This window comes from Cupriavidus nantongensis, assembly GCF_041726985.1.
GTDB lineage: Bacteria > Pseudomonadota > Gammaproteobacteria > Burkholderiales > Burkholderiaceae > Cupriavidus > Cupriavidus nantongensis_A.
Genome location: NZ_CP168303.1, coordinates 2,371,644 through 2,390,330, shown reverse-complemented (window position 1 = coordinate 2,390,330; position 18,687 = coordinate 2,371,644). Strand labels below are relative to the sequence as shown.

Sequence of the window (18,687 nt, the reverse complement as noted above, 5' to 3'; positions counted from 1 at the left end):
CGCGCATTGGGTTCGCCTGGATTCACGTGCACGGGAGCGTGGGGGCGCCTTTGCAAACCATGAAGTCCAGGTTGCAAAGGTCTTGCTCGACCACTGGCGCGGTATGCGCGCCGGTTGTCAGCACAACCGGGGACTGCGGTCCCGGAATGACGATTGTGCTAAGGGCAAAGCCCCGGAGCTACTCCCCTTTGAGGGACACGGCCCGTTCAGGGGCCGCGCTGGGCGGGATTATAAACGAACTGCAAGCGACATGCCGAATTAGGAAAGATACTGACTCAAGTTCGCCGGGGTGCCGTAATCGTCTCGCCCAGGCGCGCCATGCCGCCGCTGAGCTGCGACGTGGCTGGAGGGCGATTTTGTATCGGGCCTTGCCAGGGGCTGCGCGATCCGACGGATCGGCCTATCCTTGAGGTTCGGCTCCGACCGATGCGTCCCGGACAGCACAGGCGCGCATTGCGGAGACCGGCGCGCACGACATGCACAGCGCGGCCTTGGGGAATACGCAGTGAAGCAGTGCCCATTTGCGACCACACAAGGAAACGACATGCCGGTTGTCCCGAACCCGCCCAACCCGCCCTCGCACCACAAAGCCCCGCAGACCCCCCTCCCGCCCCTGAACCACCATAACGGCCATGCCGTGGCGCCGCCCGCGCTGGTGGCGCTGGCCAACGGCCGCGCGCAGCGCCCGCCGCAGCCGGAGTTGGTGCAGCAGTACCGCGAAGACAGCGGCGCGCTGCGCGAGCAGGTGCTGTCCGGCCTGCGCGCCACGCAGGCGGCCATCAGTCCCAAGTTCTTCTACGACGTGCTGGGTTCGCGCCTGTTCGAAGCCATCACCGACCTGCCGGAGTACTACCCGACCCGCACCGAGGCCGCCATCTTTGCCAGCGCGGCGCCCGCCATCGCCGCGCGCGCGGGCAGCGGCTGCGTGCTGGTGGACCTGGGCGCGGGCAACTGCGAGAAGGCGGCGCGGCTGTTCGGCAGCCTGCGCCCGGCGCAGTACGTGGCGGTGGATATCTCGGTCGAGTTCCTGCGCGCGACGCTGTCGTCGCTGCAGCAGCAGCATCCCGAGATCCCGATGCTCGGGCTGGGCGCCGACCTGTGCGCACCGTTCGACCTGCCGGCCCGGGTCAGGCGCGGCAGGCGCCTGTTCTTCTATCCGGGCTCGAGCATCGGCAATTTCGCTCCCGTCGAAGCCCTGGCGCTGCTGCAGCGCCTGCGCGGCGCGGCCGGTCGCGGCGACGGCGTGCTGATCGGCGTGGACCTGCACAAGGACGAAGCCACGCTGGTATCGGCCTATGACGATGCGCTGGGCGTCACCGCGGCCTTCAACCGCAATGTGCTGCGCAATGTGAACCGCATCGTCGGCACCGATTTCGCACTGGACGACTGGCGCCACCGGGCCAGCTTCGACCGCGCGGCCTCGCGCATCCAGATGCACTTGCAGGCATGCCGCGACGTGCGCGTGCAATGGGACGGCGGCGCGCGCGAATTCGCCGCCGGCGAGCGCATCCATACCGAGGATTCGTACAAGTACCGCCCGGAGGACTTCGCGCTGCTGCTCGAAGCCGCCGGTTTCGACGACCCGGTGTACTGGTCCGACCCGCGCGGCTGGTTCGCAGTGTTCCACGCGCGCGGCTGACCGGCCCGCAGGTCGGCTAGTGTCATAATGGCCGCAGTCCGGCGCGGCATGCCATGGCGCGCCATGTCCGGGCCACGGCTGCCCAGATCGCTGCCTGTCCACCCTCCATTCCCTGCGCGGATTTCCCCGATGAGCGGCTTTCCCATGCTTCCCGATCTCTACTTCACCGGCGGCAAGGCGACGTGGTCGGACCCGCGCAGGCTGCCGCGCGAAGGGCTGGCGCAGGCCCTGGTCGACACGCGCAGCCGCACGCTGGCGTGGCTGGCGCCGTTCGGGCAGACCCGCCGCGCCTGGGACGTGCCGCGCCAGTACGATGCCGACCCGCCGCTGTGGACGCTCGGCCACGTCGCCTGGCATGCGGAGTGGTGGTGCCTGCGCGGCGTGCGCCAGGTCGAGCGCGGCGGCGTGCCGGTGCCGGTGGCGTCCGAGCCTTCGTTGCTGGACGGCGCCGACGAGTGGTTCGACCCCGACCGCATCGGCCCCGACGAGCGCTGGGAGATCGCGCTGCCCGATGTCGCGGTGGTCAAGCGCTATGCGGCCGAGGTGCTCGACGGCGTGCTGCGCCGGATCGCGCTGCTGTCCGACGACACCGACCTGACCCTGTACCCGTACCGCCGCGCGCTGCTGCATGAAGACGCACAGGGCGAAGGCGTGGCCGCGCTGCTGCAGGCGCTTGGCATGGCCCCCGCGGAGGCGGCCGGCGCTGCGCCAGCGCCTGCCGGACATGGCGGCACGCTGCATTTCCCGGGCGGGCGCTTCACGCTCGGCTGGAGCGATGCCGACGGCTTTGCCTGGCCAGACGAATTGCCGCCCCAGCCGACCTACGTGCCCGCATTCGAAATCGACATGGCGCTGGTCAGCAACGCGCAGTTCCTGGAGTTTGTCGAAGACGGCGGCTACGAGCACCCGGCCTGGTGGTCGTCGGCGGGACGGCAATGGCTGATGACGCAGGAACGCTCTGCGCCGCGCTATTGGTCGCGCCATCCGGAGTCGCGCGCGTGGATGCTGGAACGCTTCGGCACGCTGCGCACGCTCAATCCCGATGAAGCGGTGCGCCATGTGACGCTGTACGAGGCGCAGGCGTGGTGCCTCTGGGCCGGGCGGCGCCTGCCGGCGGAATCGGAATGGGAACTCGCCGCGACCCAGAACCGCGGCCTGCAGTGGGGCGCGCTGCGCGAGTGGACGGCCACGCCGTACGAGCCGTATGCGGGCTTTGTCGCGGCGCCGTCCGACGGCGACATGGTGGGCCGCTTCGGCACGCACCAGGCGGTGCGCGGCGTGTCGCTTGCCAGCCCGGCGCGGCTGCGGCATGTGCGCGCGCGCTGGGCGCGGCTGCCCGAGGACGACCTGTCCTTCATGGGCTTCCGCACCTGCGCGATGTAGCTCCGCGCCGGCACAAAAAAACAGGGCACCCGAAGGTGCCCTGTGTTGTTTCCGGCCGGTGCGCTCAGCGCACCGTGCCATCAACGCTCGTAGCGCGAGCGGCTGTTGCGGTTGCCGCCGGCGTTGCCGCCATTGCCGCCGAAGCCGCCGCCAAAGCTGCGGTTGCCGTCACGGTTGCCGTCACGGTTGCCGTCGCGGTTGCCGAAGCTGCGGCCTTCGCCGTTGCCGCGATAGCCGCCGCCGGTGCCGCGGTTGGCGTCGCCGAAGCCGCGGTTGCCATCACGGTTGCCGAAGCCGCCGCGGTTATCGTCGCCAAACGTGCGGCCGCCTTCACGGTTGCCGAAGCCGCGGGCGCCGTCGCTGGCGCCGCGGTAGCCGGTACCCTGGCCGCCCTGGCCACGGTAGCCGCCTTCACGGTTGCCAAAGCCGCCGCGGTTGTCGTCGCCGAACGGGCGCGCGCCTTCCGTGCGGTTGCCGAAGCCGCGGCTTTCGCCGCTGAACTTGCGCTCGCCGAAGCCGGTGCGGTTGTCGCCGCCGAACTTGCGGTCGCCGAAGCTACGTTCGCCGCCACGGTAGCCGCCATTGCCGCCGCCGTTGCCACGGAAGTCCCCGCGGCCGCCGCCCGGCTTGCCGCCGAAGTTCGAACGCGGCTTGGGCGAGCGGCGCGGCTCCAGGCCCTCGATCACCGAAGCGTCGATGCGCTGGTTAGTAAAGCGCTCGATGCGCTTCCACTGGAACATGTCGTTGTGGTTGACCAGGTTGATCGCGGTGCCCGAGCGGCCGGCGCGGCCGGTACGGCCGATGCGGTGCACGTAGTCCTCGGCCTGCTTGGGCAGGTCGAAGTTGACCACGTGGGTGATATCGGGCACGTCGATGCCGCGCGCCGCCACGTCGGTGGCCACCAGCACGCGCAGGTTGCCACGGCGCAGCGCGGTCAGGGTGCGGTTGCGCGCGCCCTGGGTCATGTCGCCGTGCAGCGCGCCGGCCGAGAAGCCGGTGTCGGACAGGCGCTCGGCCAGCGAATCGGCATCGCGCTTGGTCGCGGTGAAGACGATCGCCTGCTTCAGCGACGCGTCGCGCAGCAGGTGGTCCAGCAGGCGCTCCTTGTGCGACATGTCGTCGGTGAAGTGCAGGCGCTGCTCGATATGGCTCTGGTCGGCGCGGGCCGCGGCGATCTCGATGCGCTGTGGATCCTTCAGCTGGCGCGAGGCCAGCTGGGCGATGCGCGCATCCAGCGTGGCCGAGAACATCAGCGTCTGGCGCGAAGCCGGGGTGGCGTTGACGATGGCGTCGATGTCGTCGGCAAAGCCCATGTCGAGCATGCGGTCGGCTTCGTCGAACACCAGCATCTGCAGCGCCGACAGGTCGATGCGGCCGGCATCGATATGGTCGAGCAGGCGGCCCGGCGTCGCCACCAGGATGTCAGGCATCTTGGCCAGCGCGGCCAGCTGCTTGGGGTAGGGCATGCCGCCCAGGATGCTGGCGCAGACGATGCGGCGCAGGTTGCGGCCGTACTTGGCGGCGGCCTCGGTCACCTGCAGCGCCAGTTCGCGCGTCGGCGTCAGCACCAGCAGCGCCGGCTGGGCCGGGGCCGGACGCGGGCGCTTGCCCTTCATGCGCTTGGCGGGCTCGGTGGCGCGCTGCGGCGCCGGCATTTCGCTGATGCGCTGGATCGCGGGCAGCATGAACGCCGCGGTCTTGCCCGAGCCGGTCTGGCTCGAGACCAGCAGGTCACGGCCGGCCAGGAACGCCGGGATGGCCTGGGCCTGCACCGGGGTGGGCGTGTTGTAGTTCAGTTCGGAGAGCGCGCGCAGGATGGCCGCGTCGAGGCCAAGCGCGGCGAAACCGCTTTCCACGGCCGGGGCTTCCACTGCCGGGCTGGGGTTGAGCAGGGCGTCGAGCTTGTCGAGCGGGCTCTGGGCAGCGTCGGAAGTGATCGAAGCGTCGGTCGCGGAGGCAATAGCTTGCTCCGCACGAATGTCGTGCTGGGTCATGTCGGAATGGTCAAATAAATGCATGGCACCCCGGAACGCAGAATGGGGTGGGCGCAGTGCAAAGTCTTAAAAAGGCTTCGGCGCCAATCGGTGAGGCCGTTACGACAGACACAGCTGGCAGTACGGCGGCAGGCAGGGGGGTGGCTGGTTACCGCGGAGCGGTCCGGCCATGTCCCTGGCAGGCAAACAGCTCAGTTCAGGCTGTTCAACAGGATCGGAGACGAGGCGACGTCAGGTGAGCGGTGCGTTCTGCTGGGCGGCTGGGGCCATATGTGATGACTAGGCGTCCGGCAGCGAGGAAACAGAGCTTGGGAGGGCAGCGGATTCGCCGCGGCAGGAAGCCGGGCGCTTGGCGGATCTCACAGTTGCGAAACTCACGGCGCGGATTATAGCAGAGTGCCAGAATTTTGTTGCACTGCGAAAACGTAACCGGATATGTCAGCGCTGCGCCACCTGCGCGGCCGCCGCGGGCGGTCTGGTTGAAAGCCGAAATGCCCCGCCTATACTTGAGGCGCGAGCACACAGGATGCCCGCACGGGGCGGACGAAAACGCTCCCGCTTGACCTCCTCCAGCGGCATGGCGCCGCTGTTCGCGGCAAGCACTGCGGTCATTGGCTCCAGGCGCCAGGTGTTCCTGCGACTCTCCGGGTGGTCCGGATGGGCGTCCGCGTCATGGGCGGAATCATGGGAAGCCTGCATGGATACAGAATGACCGAACTGCTGACCGCGTGACCCAGGCGGTCCGGGCCCGTCCGCATCCAAAGCCCGCCAGAAATGGCGGGCTTTTCATTTGGGCCGGCGGGTCGCTTCAGGCCTCGGCATCCTTGCCTGCGGACTTGCGCGGGAGCCGGCCGAGCGGTGCCTCGCGCGGCATCACCTGGCGATTGCCGGGCAGGCCGCCGGGGTAGTCGACGATGCGCGCGGCGCCCGGGCGCCGCAAGCCATGCCATGCCTGGCCGCCGCCGGTGCGCCCGCCACCGAGGATGGTGGTCATGGCCTGCCGGTCGAGATCCATGCTGTCGGGCAAATCCTTGATGACGATCACTGCCATGGCTGTCTCCGGTCAAGCGGGACCACGGCCTTGCGGCCGCGGGACCGCTTCAGTATAGGCGAGGCGGTCCCGCGCTCCTGCCCGCGGGCCGCCGCGCTGCGCTCAGACGGCGGCAAAGTTGCCGGCCCATTGCGACGGGTTGACGTTGACGCGCACCGGGCCGACGCCGGGGCCGACAAAGCTGTTGTTGAGCGTGTTGACGTTGATGCTCTGCAGCTGCGCGATGTTCTGGTTGACGTTGACGGTGACATTGGCGAGCGGGCCGACATCGCCGACGCCGCGACTGAGCCACGAGCTGCCGCCGCGTACGGCGCACAGCGAGGCACGGTCGAGTTCCTTGCTCAGGGCAAGGTCGCGGACGAGGATGGTTGACATGATGGTGCTCCTTGAATCGGTGTGGGGTGGCAGGCGCGGAGATTGCTGCGGTCAGGCAGGCGCTCCGCGCGCTGCGCATCGGCTTTCAGCCGAAGATGTTGTTGGTGGCGTTCTGGTTGGTGTGCACGTCGGACTTGACGTGGTCCAGGAAGGCCGAACCATTGCCGTTCAGGTTGGTCACGGACTGCATCTGCGCGATGCTCTGCACGGCGCTGATGCTCTTGTCCACCGACGCCTTGATCGGCGTATAGACGGCGGCAAAGGGCAGGTACGACATGCCGCCGCGCACGGCGTGCATGCGCTTGCGATCGAGGGTTGCGGCGGCGGACAGGTCCTGGATGGTCAGCGTGGTCATGATGGTCTCCGGTATCGGTAGTCAGTGTCTGGATTCAGTCAGCTGGGCGCGATGCTCAGCCGAAGATGTTGTTGGTGGCGTTCTGGTTGGTGCGCACATCGGACTTGACGTGGTCCAGGAAGGCCGAGCCGTTGCCGTTCAGGTTGGTCACGGATTGCATCTGCGCGATCTCCTGCACGGCGGTGATGCTCTTGTCGACCGACAGCTTGACGGGGCTGTAGACGGCGGCGAAGGGCAGGTACGACATGCCGCCGCGCACGGCGTGCATGCGCTTGCTGTCGAGGGTGGCGGCGGAGGACAGGTCCTTGATGGTCAGCGTGGTCATGATGGTCTCCAGTAGCGGAAGGTGTTGCCTTGGGTTTGGGGTTCGAGCATCGGGTTGGTGTCGCGCTCGGGAGGGACAATCGCAGGGACTGTGCCAGCGCCATCGGCATTCGCTCCGCGCACGCGCAAGTGCCTGAAAACAAGGGGGATTTGCAGCCGATGTCGGCTCGCGCGCACGGCCTGCGCGGCGCTGCTGGCGGCGCGGTATGACGGGCCGCGGCCAACACCGGCGGCGCCGGTGTTGGCGCCGCTGCGACAGTGGCGCGCGCAGGCGGCCATGACGCATGCAAAGCGCGCCGGGGTGCGCTCGCATGCCGCCCCCGCATGGTTTGCGCATGCCTTGGGTGCGCACTAGTATCCAGCGAGGAGAGGGCATATCCGCAGGGTGGGACAGGCCCTGCCAGCAACCATGTCAGGGCATCCCGTGGCCAGTCTCAAAGACCTGATCCGCAAGTTCCAGAACGGTGGTCTCTCCGACGACGAGTTCGTCGCGTCATTCGAAACGGCGCTGGCGCAGGACCCCACCACGCCGAGCCAGGCGGCACGGGTGGTGATCGAGGAAAACACGCGCTTTCCGTTTCCGCCCGCGGTCTATGCCGAAGTCATGCGGCGCATCGAGCGCCGCGGCGCCACCCAATACGACGGCGATGGCGACGGCGCCAGCGACGCCACGCGCCTGGCCGGTACCGAGACCGGCTCGATGTATGCAGCCTCGCCCGAACCCGGCACGCTGCCGCAGACGCCGGCCACCAAGGGCGTGGGCGATACGCTCAACGGTCGCTTCGTGCTGGAGGAATGCCTGGGTGTCGGCGGCATGGGCACGGTCTACAAGGCGCTCGACCTGCGCAAGCTGGAAGCCTCGGACCGCCGGCCCTACATCGCCATCAAGGTGCTGAACCTGCAATTCAGCGGCCATCCCAAGTCGCTGATGGCGCTGCAGCGCGAGGCGCGCAAGGCGCAGACGCTGGCGCACCGGAACATCGTCACGGTCTATGACTTCGACCGCGACGGGCCGGTGGTCTTCCTTACCATGGAGTACCTGTCGGGCTCGTCGCTCAACCATGTGCTCAAGGCCCCCGGCTTTGCCGGCATGCCGATGGCGCGCGCCATGCCCATCATCCAGGGCATGGGCAATGCGCTGGCGTATGCGCACGAGCGCGGCTTCGTGCACTGCGACTTCAAGCCCGCCAATGTCTTCCTGACCGCCAACGGCGAGGTCAAGGTGATCGACTTCGGCATCGCGCGCGGCTTCCTGCCGCCGGCCGACGAGTCCGACCGCACCGTATTCGATCCCGGTTCGCTGGGCGGCATGACGCCCGCGTATGCCAGCCCCGAGATGTTCGAGCACCGCGAGCCCGACCCCCGCGACGATATCTACGCGCTGGCCTGCGTGACCTACGAACTGCTGAGCGGCAAGCATCCCTACCAGCGGCTCTCGGCCAACCAGGCGCGTGAAGCCGGGCTCAAGCCGGCGCCGCTGCCGCAGCTGGGCCGCACGCAATGGAAGACCCTGCGTGAAGCACTTTCGCTTGACCGCGAGACGCGCACGCCGACGGTCGCGCGCTTCCTGCAGGGCATGAGCGTGGCGCCGGCGGCGACCAGCGGCCCGGTGCGCCGCTCCGGGCCGCTGGTGGCCGGCGGCGTGCTGACCGCGCTGGCCGGCGTGGCGGCACTCGGTTATTACGCCTGGCAGTCGCAGCGGCCAGCCGAAGCCCCGGCCGCGGATGCCGGCGCGACCGCGCCGCTGAGCGCCGCCGCGCCGGCTGCGGAGCCGCCCGCCGCACCTGCGCGTGCGCCTGCGCCGCCCGCGCCAGCCGCACCGGCGGAGCTGTCGATGGCCGAGGTCGGCAAGCTGCTGGCCGCCGTGCCATGCTCGCTGCTTGCCGGCGCGCGGCAGGACCAGACGCTGCACGTGCGCGGCTACTTGGCGGAAAGCGTGGGCGCCGCGCGCCTGCGCGAACAGCTCAGCGGCTTGCCCGGCGCCAAGGCGCTGCGCGAGGTGGTGGTCGACGCCCAGCCGCTCGCCGCCGACAAATGCGAAGTGGCCAGGATGATCGCGCCGTACTGGTCGGGCAACCGGCAGGGCGAAACGGCGTCGTCGCTGCAGTTGCGCGGCAAGGGCACGCAACTGACCGAGGGCGCGCCGATGGTGCTCGACCTGCGCACGCCGGCGCAGGATTCCTATGTCTACGTCGACTACTTTGCCGCGGACGGCAAGGTGGCGCATATGGTGCCGAGCCAGCGCATTCCGGCCCACCAGGCGCCGCCGGCGCATCACGCCACCATCGGCGACAGCGGCGACTGGATCGTTTCGGCGCCCTTCGGCAACGAACTGGTGGTGATGCTGACCACGCCGGCACCGCTGTTCGCGTCGCGCCGTGCCGAGGTCGAGTCGCGCCAGGAGTATTTGCGTGCGCTGGAAAAGCCGCTGGCGCAGATGGCGCGCACCTATGGCCGCGACCGCATCAGCGCGGACATGGTGCAGATTTCCACGCGCGCGCGCTGACGGCGCTGACCACGGTGGGCGGGCTTGCGCTTTACGCCGCAGCGGCTTGCTACTTCATGTCGCGTGCCACGCGAAAGCCGTTCTGCGACTGCCGCACGCTCGGGCTGTACTTGAAGCGCGTCGACGACACCATGTAGCTGGCGCCTTCGCGCCAAGAGCCGCCGCGGATGACACGCGCGCCGCAGGCGTTCTCGTTCCATGCGCGCCCGTCGGCGGGTGCGCCCTTGTACGAGCTGTGCCAGCAATCGGCCACCCATTCCCACACGCTGCCGTTGACGTCATGCAGGCCGTAGGGATTGGCCGCGAACGAACCCACCGGCGCCGGCGCATCCTGGCTCCACGGATCGCCGCAGTCCTTGCAGTTGGCATTGCCCTTGCGCATCTGGTCGCCCCACCAGTAGGTGGTGGCACTGCCGCCGCGCGCCGCGTATTCCCATTCCGCCTCGGTAGGCAGCCGGTAGCTCTTGCCGGTGGTCTTGCTGAGCCAAGCCACGTACTGCTGCGCGTCGTCCCAGCTGACGTCGCGTACCGGTGCGTTCTTCGCGCTGTCGGCGACGGTGGGAATGCGCTGGCAGCCGCCGGCGTCGGCACAGGCATTCCATTGCTCGACCGTGACTTCATAGCGGCCGATGGCAAAGGGCTGGGCGATCGAGACTTGATGGGGCGGCTTTTCGGCCGGGTCGCTGGCGCTGCTGCCCATGGTGAAGCTGCCGGCCGGCACCGTGACCAGCGCCGGGCAGGCCGGGCAATCGCGGATCTCCGCGGTGCGCAGCGTGGTACCGGCCACGCCGTCGCCTGCCGTGCCGGCCCGCGGCGCCGCGGGCGCTGGTGCTGAAGGACGCGCGGCCGCGGGGGCGGCCGGTGCCGCCCTGGCCGGGGGCGCCGAAGCCGTGGCAGGCGCAGGGGATCGCGAGGCCTGTCCGCTGGGGGCGGCGCCGGGGCGTGGCGCGGGCGCCTGCGCCTTGGGCGCGGGGGCGCTGCCCGCCAGGCGCTCGAGCCGCGCCTTGGCCAGTCCCGCGAATCTGCCGTTGGGGTACTGCTTCAGGTAGGCCTCGTAGTCGGCGGCGTAGTTGCTGTTCTTGATCGATTCCCAGAAGCTCAGCTCATACTGCTCGTCCGTGTTCTTCGGCATGATGCCGGCGAGCAGTGTCCGGTCTTGCGCTGCCGAATCTTGCGTCGATTCTCCAGCCGCGGGCATTGCCGTGGCGAGCAGCGCTGCCGTGGCGGCCATCGGGATCATCGCAGCCACGCGTACCACTGGTAGGTTGCGCCACATCTTTCACACCTCGCTGGAGCCGCCGCGATTCCATTGCATGCCGTCGCCGCCGGCATGCGCAGGGCACATTGGGGTGTGGCCAGGACGCCGACCGGCTTGCTTCAAGATAGCACAGCGCGTGTGGATGCGGCGGAGCATTGCCTGGCCGACGCCGCACGCCGGGGTCGCGTTTTCCGCGCTTGCGTTCTAACCTGAATGACGAATCGCCGAGCGCTGACCAACAAGCAACAACAAGGGGCTTTCGGGACAACGTGATCGGGTTTCGGGATAGATCTCGGGGAGGCGACGCGTATGTCCAGACGATTCCTGCTCCGCGTGCTGGCGGCTGTCACGCTGGCTGCCGCGCCTTCGCTGTCGTTGCCGACGGCTGCCCCGCCCAATGCCGAGGTTTATATCATCTGGCCGCACGACGGCGCAGTCATCGGCGGCGGCAAGTTCTGGGTGCGCATGGGCCTGCGCAATATGGGCGTATGCCCCAAGGGCATCGAATCGCCGCGCTGCGGACACCATCACCTGTTGATCGATACCGAACTGCCGCCGCTCGACAAGGAAATCCCCTCGGACAAGAACCACCTGCACTTCGGCGCGGGCGAGACCGATGCGCGCATCGAACTGCCGCCGGGCAAGCACACGCTGCAATTGCTGATGGGCGACGCCAGGCACGTTCCGTTCGAGCCGCCGATCTATTCGAAGAAGATCACCATCACGGTGAAATAGCGACGCAGCATGCGCCGCGCACGCCGGCAGAGCCGATCAACAAACAGGGGAGAGCGCCATGTCCCGACTACTCGCCGCGGCTGTCTTCGCCGTCAGCCTGTTGCTGTCCGCGTGGGTGCAGGGCGGGCCCACGGCTGCGCCGCCCAATGCCTATCTGTATATCGGCTGGCCCAATGACGGGCAGACCCTGCCCGCCGGCAAGCCGTTCAAGGTGTGGTTCGGGCTGCGCAACATGGGGGTGGCGCCCAAGGACGTGAAGTTTCCGAATACCGGGCACCATCATCTGTTGATCGACGTGGAGTTGCCGCCGATGGACAAGGAGATTCCCAACGACCGCAATCACCTGCATTTCGGCGCGGGCGAGACCGAGACCATGATCGAGCTGGCGCCGGGCAAGCACACGCTGCAGCTGCTGATGGGCGATGACAAGCACATACCGACCAACCCGCCGGTGTATTCGAAGCGGATCACGATCTACGTGAAGTAAGCCTGCCGCAGGCGGGCCAGTGACCTGACGCGGAATCGGGCCAGGTTGTTGGCCTGATCCCAACACGCATCCTCCGATCTGTTGGCGCCCTCCCGCCACCACGACGCGCGTCAATCGCGCCGCAGTCCTTCCCGGCCACGCTCCCGAAACGAAAAAACCCCGTGTTTACAGGCACTTCAGCGATCTGCCCCGGCATCGCGGGCGCGCTGGCACAGTCCCTGCGTTTGTCCCTCCCGAGCGCGACACCGACCCGATGCTCGAACCCTGAAACCCAAGGCAACACCCGTCCTCTACCGGAGACCATCATGACCAAGCTGACCCTCACCGACCTGACCACCGTCGAAACCCTGGACCGCAAGGGCATGCACGCCGTGCGCGGCGGCCGCGCGCTGCCGTTCGTGGCCGTGTTCCAGCCGCTGAACCTCTCGTTCGACAAGAGCATCACCGCCGTGCAGGAGATCGCACAGATGCAGTCCGTCACCAACCTGAACGGCAACGGCTCGGCCTTCCTCGACCATGTCCGTTCGCATGTGGATACCAACCAGAACGCCAGCAACAATATCTATCGTTGAGAGGATGGTTGAGATGGCGCAGCGCCGCGGGGGCGTCCCCGCGGCGCTTTTGCCGACCCCGTACTGATCGGGGTTGGAGCGCGCGCCCGCGCGCACCACAATACAGACAGACGCGGCTGCCCCGCTGGACCAGCGAACCGGTACAGCCCCGCCGACCGCCGCCGTCGCACGCAGGAACACATCGTGCCCGAATTCCCCATCGCCCCGTCCGCGCTCGCGGTGATCCGCTCGCCGCGCCGTGCTGCCTGGCTTGCCGCGCTGGCGGGCCTGGCCCTGCTGGCGGGTTGCGCCGATTTCCGCCCGCCGGTGTACCAGCGCCCCGAAACGCCGGCCAAGGCCGAATGGTCGCGCCAGGACTCGATCACGGTATCGCCCGCCGAAGCGGTGCAGCCGAACTGGTGGCTGGGCTTCAAGGACCCGTACCTGAACCAGCTGATCGAACGCGCACTGGCCGGCAACTACGACATCAAGGTGCTGGCGGCGCGCATCCGCCTGGCCAACGCGCAGATCGGCGAGGCCCGCGCCGGCGGGCTGCCGGTGATCGACGTCGGCGCCGGCGCAAGCTTCGACAAAAGCACGGGGCAGAAGTCGACCTGGACCTATAACGCCGGCGCCCAACTGAACTGGGACATCGATATCTGGGGCAAGGTCGAGAAGGGCGTGCAGGCGCAGACCGCCGAGTTCCGCGCTACCGAGGCCGACTGGCGTGCCGGCTACCTGACGCTGGTGGCCAATGTCTCGACCACGTACTTCCAGATCCTGCAGTTCGACGAGCAGATCGAGCAGCAGTCGCGCACCGTGGCCAGGAACGGGCAGATCCTGTCGACCTACCAGGCCATGTACCAGAACGGGCTGGTACCGAAGATCCGCGTGATGCAGCAGCAGGCCGAAATCAACCGGCTGAACAAGGACCTGCTCGAGCTGCGCCGTTCGCGCGATGTGGCGGAGAACGCGCTGGCGACGCTGGTGGGCGTGCCCGCCGGCAATCTCAAGGTGCCGGCAGGGCGCCTGCAGGACCGCGTGCAGCCGCCCCCCGTGCCGGCGGGGCTGCCGTCGCAGTTGCTGGCGCGGCGCCCGGACGTGGTGGCGGCGGAGTATCGCGTGCTGGCCGCCTACAACATCGTCGGCCAGGCGCGCCTGGCGCAGCTGCCCAGCATCAGCCTGACCGCGCGCGGCGGCACCGCCAGCTTCGCGCTGAGCGACCTGCTCAAGTCCTTCACCTTCGGCTTCATGCCGAGCATCAACCTGCCGATGCTCGACCCGGGCGTACGCGCGCGGGTGAAGACCACCGAGGCGCAGGTGGGCGTGGCGGAAAACGAATATGGCCGCACCGTGATGACCGCGTTCGAGGAAGTCGAGACCGCGCTGGTCAACGTCGACGCCCACAAGAAGCAGCGCATCGAGCTGCAGCAGCAGGTGGAACAGCTGCGCGTGGTATCCGCGCAGATCGAGGCGCAGCTGAAGGAAGGCGTGGTCTCGCAGCTCGAAGTGTTCGAAACCGAGCGCTCGCTGCTGGCGGCGCAGCTGCAGTTGTTGGCGGTCCACCAACAAATCCTGGGCGACACCATCACGCTCTACAAGGCGCTCGGCGGCGGCTGGCCCGAAGCCGATGTGCGCAACACCGCCCTGAATCCACCGCAGTAAGTGGTGCCGGCGATGCCGTCTCGGCGCGAAGGTGATGCCGGCGCAAGCAACGCGGTGCGCAATGCCTGCGCGCGCGCAGGCCGCTGGCTTCAAGCTGATGCCGCTGCCACCCCAACCACGCTTGCCGTGGCCGATTGACTAGCCTAGGCCGTCGCCTACTATGTTCTTAGTCGCTTCATCCCCCCTGGCCCGCCGCCGCGGCAGCCGCGCTGTTGGCTCGCTGGAAACATGGCTCCTGACGAAGCACTGATCATGGAAATGCCGGTGAAAATGGCCCAGGGATCCGCACGGGAACTCGCGCAGCATGCGGCGCCGAATGTGGCGCAGAACGCGGCGCAGGAATTCGATGTATTCCTGACGCCGGTGGCGCGCCCCGAGCTTGGCGAGATCCGCATCGACGAAGCGCTGTTCGCGGTCGGCCGCAGCGAGCTGCCGTTCGCCGCCTACCCCGAAGCACTGTCCGCACCGCTGTCGCGGCGCCATGCGCGCATTTTTGCCGAGCACGGCGCGGTCTATGTGGCGGACCTCGGCAGCAAGAACGGCACGCGCGTAAATGGCGTGGCAGTGGCGCGCCAGCCGGCGCGGCTCAGCGATGGCGATGAAGTCGCGTTCGGGCCGATGCTGTCGTTCCGGGTGCGGCTGTCGCCGCGCGCGCCGCAGCCCGAGCCGCCGCGCGTGGCGCTGACGCTGGTGCCGGAACGCCATGACGTCGGGCTGCAGCCGCTGCATGTGGAGCAGTTCCCGTACCTGATCAGCAAGGGCGACGATGCCTTCGCGCGCTTTCGCGACAGCTATCCGCACCAGGTCAACTACCTGTCGCGGCGCCATGCGCATATCTACCTCAAGGGCGGCATTCCCTTCGTCGAGGACCTTGGCAGCACCAATGGCACTTTCGTCAACGGCAAGCGCCTGGCCGACCACGGCGTGCCGCTCGACGATGGCGACCTGATCGCGTTTGGCGGCAACCACTTTGTCTACCAGGCCCAGGTGCGGTCCGATGGCGGCGATGCCACGGCGACGCGTTCGCTGCTGCAGCTTCCAGACACGCCTGACACACCCGACACGCCCGCATCGTCTGCCGCAGTGGCTGCCACATCCGCCACGCCGCCCGCCCGCGACGACGGTGACCGCACCACCTTTGTCGGCGCGCCCGATTCCTTCCTCGATATCTTCTGCGTCGACTACGCCGCCCACCAGGAGGACGAGGTCAACACTGAAGCCGAGGCGCAGGCCGCGGCAGCCACCGCCGCTGCTGACGGCGCGCGCGCGGGGGGGCACCGCGCGCGCGGCCGTGCCGCGCTGCTGCTGGCGGAAGGGGCCCGGCTGTTCGGACTGGACCAGCCGGCGCGCACGCGGCGCGCGGCGCGCTGGGGCGGGGCCTTGCTGCTGCTCGCGCTGGTGGCGGGCGCCGCGGTCTACTGGCGTGGCGCGCCGGAGCGCGCGGTGCAGTCACGCTTCGCCGCCGGCGACCACGACGGCGCGGCGCAGGCCGCCGACAGCTACCTGGCGCGGCATCCCGACGACGTCGAAGTCCAGGCCATCGGTACCGAAGCCTTGTTGCGCGCCTATGTGCCCGACTTTGCCGCAAGGCTGAAGGCAGGCGACATGGCCGGCGCCGATGCCGTGCTGGCGCGCCTGCGCCAGCTCAGCACGCACAACGCGGAAGCGCGGCCGCTGGTGGCCGAGCTCGACTGGGTCGGCAGGCTCGAGCGCTTCACCGCGACGCGCGCCGCCGATGCGCCGATCCGGCTCTACACCGACGAAACGGCGATGCGCCAGCTGCTGGCGTACTGGAACCAGGACACCGCCGCGCACCAGCGCGCGCTCGGCCGCATCGCCGCCGACGTGCCGGCGTTCCGCGACCTGTATGCCGATGCGCTCAGCGATGTGCGCCGGCTGCAGAACGATGCCTCCGTCTATCTGGCGGCGATCGACCGGCTCAATGCCACCATCGCTGCCGAGCTGGGCCGCGACCGCCCGGAGGCCTTGCAGCCGGTGCTGGCCGAATACCGCGACAAGTATCCGCGCCTGGCCGGACTGGACCGGCTGCAGTCGGACCTGGAGCGCTACACCGGCCTGCTGCAGGCATTGCGCGCGCGCCGGCCGGGGCAGCTGGTGGCGCGGCTGGCCGACAGCCGTTTCGCCACGCCGCCGTTCCAGGCGCAGCTGGCCAGCCTGGACGCGCGCCTGCCGCCGCCGGAGGTGGCGCGCGCGTATGCGACCGCAGCCGGGGCGTGGCAACGCGGCGACAGCACCGCCGCGCTGGCCGCGCTCGGGCAGATCCGCGGCGGGCCGTGGGCCGATGACCTGGCGCGCGACGTCGCGCACAAGCAGCAGGTCGCGGCGCAGTACGCCGCATTGCAGTCCGCGCGCGGCAGCCGTGGCTATGAGGACCGCCTGCTGGATTTCTACGCCATGCTCGAGGCGGAGGAGGACGGCTATTTCGCCAAGGCGGTCGAGGCCGATGTCAACGGCGTGCGCGACAGCGCCCTGCGCCGCGCGCGCGAGCTGATGGCGAGCGCGCTCGCGGCGTGGAAGCAGTATCGTGCCAACGGCGTGATCGGCGGCGAGCAGCGGCTCGAGCCCGGCATCTCGCCGAAGTTCCGCGCGCAGGCGCGGCTGCTGTCGCAGGCGCAGGACGACGCGCGCCGCGGCATGCGCATCTTCACGCAACTGCGTGCCGGCGAAAGCGCCGACCTGGCGCAGCTTGCCAAGGTCGAACAGGAGATCCGCGCCGAGGCCGAGCAGCAGCGGCACGCGTTGCGCGAGCTGGGCACGGTGCTCGATCCCGCCGTGCTCAAGGCCAAGCTCGCGCTGATCGGCGGTGAAGACACCGGCAATGCGCCCGAGTCCGTCGCGGCTGCGTCTGCGGCCACGGTCCCGCCACTGGCGCCACAGGGGAAGCCATGAAGGACGATGCCCGCCAGGCCGGCCTCAAGCCACTGTCCGAGGCGCTCGAAGACCACGGCGCCGAAGGCATCGGCCTGCTCAGCGCCGAGCCGTCGCGCCTGGGCCTGCTGACCATCGTCACCACCTTCGCACTGGTGCTGTGCGGGCTGGTCTGGTCCTTCGTCGGCCATGCCGATGTCGTCGTCACCGCGCAGGGGACACTGGCGCCGGAGTCCGAGGTGCGGCGCTTCTATGCCCCGGTGGACGGCGAGCTGGCCGACCTTTACGTGGCGGAGGGGCAGCCCGTGTCCAAGGACGATGTGCTGGCACGCCTGAATGCGCGTGGCGCGATCGAGGCCGCCGCTAACGCGCTGGAGGCGCAGCTCAAGCTGGAAGACTCCGAACGCGAGTGGAAGCAGTTCCCCGACAAGAAGGCGCTGATGGAACGCCGCGCGGCGGCGCTCAAGCAGCAGATCGACGTGGCCACGCGCCAGCACGAGACCCGCATCGCCGAAGGCACCACGCGCCTGGCCGAGCAGCAGCGCGCCCAACTGCAGGAAGCGCGCAGCAACCTGGACAACGCGCGGCGCGCGCGCGAGTTCGCGCGCCAGGAGCAGGAGCGCTATGCGCGCCTGCTGGCGCTGCCCGGTGGCGGCGGGGTGTCGCAATCGCAGGTCGACGCCAAGCGTGCCGCGGCGCAGGACGCGGACAACAACCTGCGTGTGGCGCAGTCACGGCTGGGCGAACTGGAGGCGCGCCTGGGCCGCGAGCTGACCCAGGCCAGCTCCGAGTTGGAAAGCAGCGGCCAGGACCTTGCGGGGTTGCGCGTGCAGTATGACGCGGCGCTGCGGGAGATCTCCAATACCGAGGACAAGCTGCGCCTGCAGGTGCAGACCGCCCGCCTGGTCGCGGACGCCGCCGCGCGCATTCGCTTCGAGAACATCGACAAGGACAACTTCCTGCTGATCCTGGCGCCGGTGTCCGGCGTGATCACTGACGTCACCTCGACCCAGCGCGGCGACAAGGTGCAGGCCAATACGCCGCTGGGCGGCATCGCGCCGAAGGATGCGCGCCCGGTGGTGAAGATCGTGATTGCCGAGCGCGACCGTGCCTTCCTGCGCGAGGGGCTGCCGGTCAAGCTCAAGTTCAATGCGTTCCCGTACCAGCGCTACGGGATCATCGATGGCACGCTGGAATTCATCTCGCCCGCGACCAAGCCGGGCGGGCCGGACAAACAGCCGGTCTACGAGGGCCGCGTGCGCCTGGCGCGCGACTATTACACCGTGGCCGACAACAAGTATCCGCTGCGCTATGGCATGACCGCCACGGCGGAGATCGTGGTGCGCGAACGGCGCCTGATCGACCTCGGGCTCGATCCCTTCCGCGAGGTGGCGGGCTAGCGCCGCGGTCGAATACTGGAACAGCATCTGGACAGCCTTGGTGCACCGCCGCGCCAGGCCGCCAAAGGAGTCGGA

At 69.0% G+C, this 18,687-nt stretch carries 15 protein-coding genes; 9 read left to right on the top strand and 6 right to left on the bottom strand.

Annotated elements, in window-relative coordinates:
• The first annotated feature begins 544 nt into the window (after nt 1-544).
• Together egtD and ACEI37_RS22230 are read left to right on the top strand one after the other, a co-directional pair.
• Complete coding sequence (gene egtD, locus ACEI37_RS22235; RefSeq protein ID WP_373378180.1) at nt 545-1,639, top strand: L-histidine N(alpha)-methyltransferase; 1,095 nt, start codon at nt 545-547, stop codon at nt 1,637-1,639.
• Nucleotides 1,640-1,768: 129 nt separating this feature from the next.
• Complete coding sequence (locus ACEI37_RS22230; RefSeq protein WP_373378179.1) at nt 1,769-3,022, top strand: SUMF1/EgtB/PvdO family nonheme iron enzyme; 1,254 nt, start codon at nt 1,769-1,771, stop codon at nt 3,020-3,022.
• 80 nt (nt 3,023-3,102) lie between these two features.
• On the opposite strand, the gene ACEI37_RS22225 is transcribed toward ACEI37_RS22230, so the two are convergent.
• The 5 genes from ACEI37_RS22225 to ACEI37_RS22205 all read right to left on the bottom strand — a co-directional run bounded on the left by ACEI37_RS22225 (nt 3,103) and on the right by ACEI37_RS22205 (nt 7,122).
• Nucleotides 3,103-5,016: a DEAD/DEAH box helicase gene (locus ACEI37_RS22225; protein WP_373378178.1), complete on the bottom strand. Its 1,914-nt coding sequence runs from the start codon at nt 5,014-5,016 to the stop codon at nt 3,103-3,105.
• Between the two features lie 808 nt (nt 5,017-5,824).
• On the bottom strand, nt 5,825-6,067 hold the full coding sequence (locus tag ACEI37_RS22220; protein WP_373378177.1) for a hypothetical protein: 243 nt from the start codon (nt 6,065-6,067) through the stop codon (nt 5,825-5,827).
• A gap of 102 nt (nt 6,068-6,169) precedes the next feature.
• Complete coding sequence (locus ACEI37_RS22215) at nt 6,170-6,442, bottom strand: hypothetical protein (protein WP_115661581.1); 273 nt, start codon at nt 6,440-6,442, stop codon at nt 6,170-6,172.
• A gap of 85 nt (nt 6,443-6,527) precedes the next feature.
• On the bottom strand, nt 6,528-6,797 hold the full coding sequence (locus tag ACEI37_RS22210; RefSeq protein WP_373378176.1) for a hypothetical protein: 270 nt from the start codon (nt 6,795-6,797) through the stop codon (nt 6,528-6,530).
• A gap of 55 nt (nt 6,798-6,852) precedes the next feature.
• Nucleotides 6,853-7,122 carry a hypothetical protein gene (locus ACEI37_RS22205; RefSeq protein WP_062801216.1) on the bottom strand — a complete coding sequence of 90 codons (270 nt, stop codon included), beginning with the start codon at nt 7,120-7,122 and terminating at the stop codon, nt 6,853-6,855.
• 408 nt (nt 7,123-7,530) lie between these two features.
• On the opposite strand from ACEI37_RS22205, the gene ACEI37_RS22200 reads away from it, so the two are divergent.
• A complete protein-coding gene (locus tag ACEI37_RS22200) occupies nt 7,531-9,627 on the top strand; it encodes a protein kinase (protein WP_373378175.1) in 2,097 nt (698 codons plus the stop codon).
• Nucleotides 9,628-9,676: 49 nt separating this feature from the next.
• On the opposite strand, the gene ACEI37_RS22195 is transcribed toward ACEI37_RS22200, so the two are convergent.
• Nucleotides 9,677-10,759, bottom strand: coding sequence for a formylglycine-generating enzyme family protein (locus ACEI37_RS22195; RefSeq protein ID WP_373380299.1), 1,083 nt, complete (start codon nt 10,757-10,759; stop codon nt 9,677-9,679).
• Nucleotides 10,760-11,194: 435 nt separating this feature from the next.
• Between ACEI37_RS22195 and ACEI37_RS22190 the strand changes: the two genes are divergently transcribed.
• The 6 genes from ACEI37_RS22190 (at nt 11,195) to ACEI37_RS22165 (ending at nt 18,612) form a co-directional block, all read left to right on the top strand.
• Nucleotides 11,195-11,620, top strand: a complete 426-nt coding sequence (locus tag ACEI37_RS22190) for a DUF4399 domain-containing protein (RefSeq protein WP_373378174.1) — start codon at nt 11,195-11,197, stop codon at nt 11,618-11,620.
• 58 nt (nt 11,621-11,678) lie between these two features.
• Nucleotides 11,679-12,107, top strand: a complete 429-nt coding sequence (locus tag ACEI37_RS22185) for a DUF4399 domain-containing protein (RefSeq protein ID WP_092307142.1) — start codon at nt 11,679-11,681, stop codon at nt 12,105-12,107.
• Nucleotides 12,108-12,412: 305 nt separating this feature from the next.
• On the top strand, nt 12,413-12,679 hold the full coding sequence (locus tag ACEI37_RS22180) for a hypothetical protein (RefSeq protein ID WP_115680719.1): 267 nt from the start codon (nt 12,413-12,415) through the stop codon (nt 12,677-12,679).
• Nucleotides 12,680-12,862: 183 nt separating this feature from the next.
• Nucleotides 12,863-14,323, top strand: a complete 1,461-nt coding sequence (locus tag ACEI37_RS22175; RefSeq protein ID WP_373378173.1) for an efflux transporter outer membrane subunit — start codon at nt 12,863-12,865, stop codon at nt 14,321-14,323.
• Between the two features lie 228 nt (nt 14,324-14,551).
• A complete protein-coding gene (locus ACEI37_RS22170; RefSeq protein WP_373378172.1) occupies nt 14,552-17,233 on the top strand; it encodes an FHA domain-containing protein in 2,682 nt (893 codons plus the stop codon).
• On the top strand, nt 17,230-18,612 hold the full coding sequence (locus ACEI37_RS22165) for an HlyD family efflux transporter periplasmic adaptor subunit (protein ID WP_373378171.1): 1,383 nt from the start codon (nt 17,230-17,232) through the stop codon (nt 18,610-18,612). Before ACEI37_RS22170 ends, ACEI37_RS22165 begins: the two co-directional genes overlap by 4 nt.
• Nucleotides 18,613-18,687: the final 75 nt, after the last annotated feature.

What these genes read in the sequence shown, in the direction of transcription:
- egtD (WP_373378180.1), top strand. Translation starts at nt 545, where the DNA reads ATGCCGGTTGTCCCGAACCCGCCCAACCCGCCCTCGCACCACAAAGCC.
- ACEI37_RS22230 (WP_373378179.1), top strand. Translation starts at nt 1,769, where the DNA reads ATGAGCGGCTTTCCCATGCTTCCCGATCTCTACTTCACCGGCGGCAAG.
- ACEI37_RS22225 (WP_373378178.1), bottom strand. Translation starts at nt 5,016, where the DNA reads ATGACCCAGCACGACATTCGTGCGGAGCAAGCTATTGCCTCCGCGACC.
- ACEI37_RS22220 (WP_373378177.1), bottom strand. Translation starts at nt 6,067, where the DNA reads ATGGCAGTGATCGTCATCAAGGATTTGCCCGACAGCATGGATCTCGAC.
- ACEI37_RS22215 (WP_115661581.1), bottom strand. Translation starts at nt 6,442, where the DNA reads ATGTCAACCATCCTCGTCCGCGACCTTGCCCTGAGCAAGGAACTCGAC.
- ACEI37_RS22210 (WP_373378176.1), bottom strand. Translation starts at nt 6,797, where the DNA reads ATGACCACGCTGACCATCCAGGACCTGTCCGCCGCCGCAACCCTCGAT.
- ACEI37_RS22205 (WP_062801216.1), bottom strand. Translation starts at nt 7,122, where the DNA reads ATGACCACGCTGACCATCAAGGACCTGTCCTCCGCCGCCACCCTCGAC.
- ACEI37_RS22200 (WP_373378175.1), top strand. Translation starts at nt 7,531, where the DNA reads ATGTCAGGGCATCCCGTGGCCAGTCTCAAAGACCTGATCCGCAAGTTC.
- ACEI37_RS22195 (WP_373380299.1), bottom strand. Translation starts at nt 10,759, where the DNA reads ATGCCGAAGAACACGGACGAGCAGTATGAGCTGAGCTTCTGGGAATCG.
- ACEI37_RS22190 (WP_373378174.1), top strand. Translation starts at nt 11,195, where the DNA reads ATGTCCAGACGATTCCTGCTCCGCGTGCTGGCGGCTGTCACGCTGGCT.
- ACEI37_RS22185 (WP_092307142.1), top strand. Translation starts at nt 11,679, where the DNA reads ATGTCCCGACTACTCGCCGCGGCTGTCTTCGCCGTCAGCCTGTTGCTG.
- ACEI37_RS22180 (WP_115680719.1), top strand. Translation starts at nt 12,413, where the DNA reads ATGACCAAGCTGACCCTCACCGACCTGACCACCGTCGAAACCCTGGAC.
- ACEI37_RS22170 (WP_373378172.1), top strand. Translation starts at nt 14,552, where the DNA reads ATGGCTCCTGACGAAGCACTGATCATGGAAATGCCGGTGAAAATGGCC.
- ACEI37_RS22165 (WP_373378171.1), top strand. Translation starts at nt 17,230, where the DNA reads ATGAAGGACGATGCCCGCCAGGCCGGCCTCAAGCCACTGTCCGAGGCG.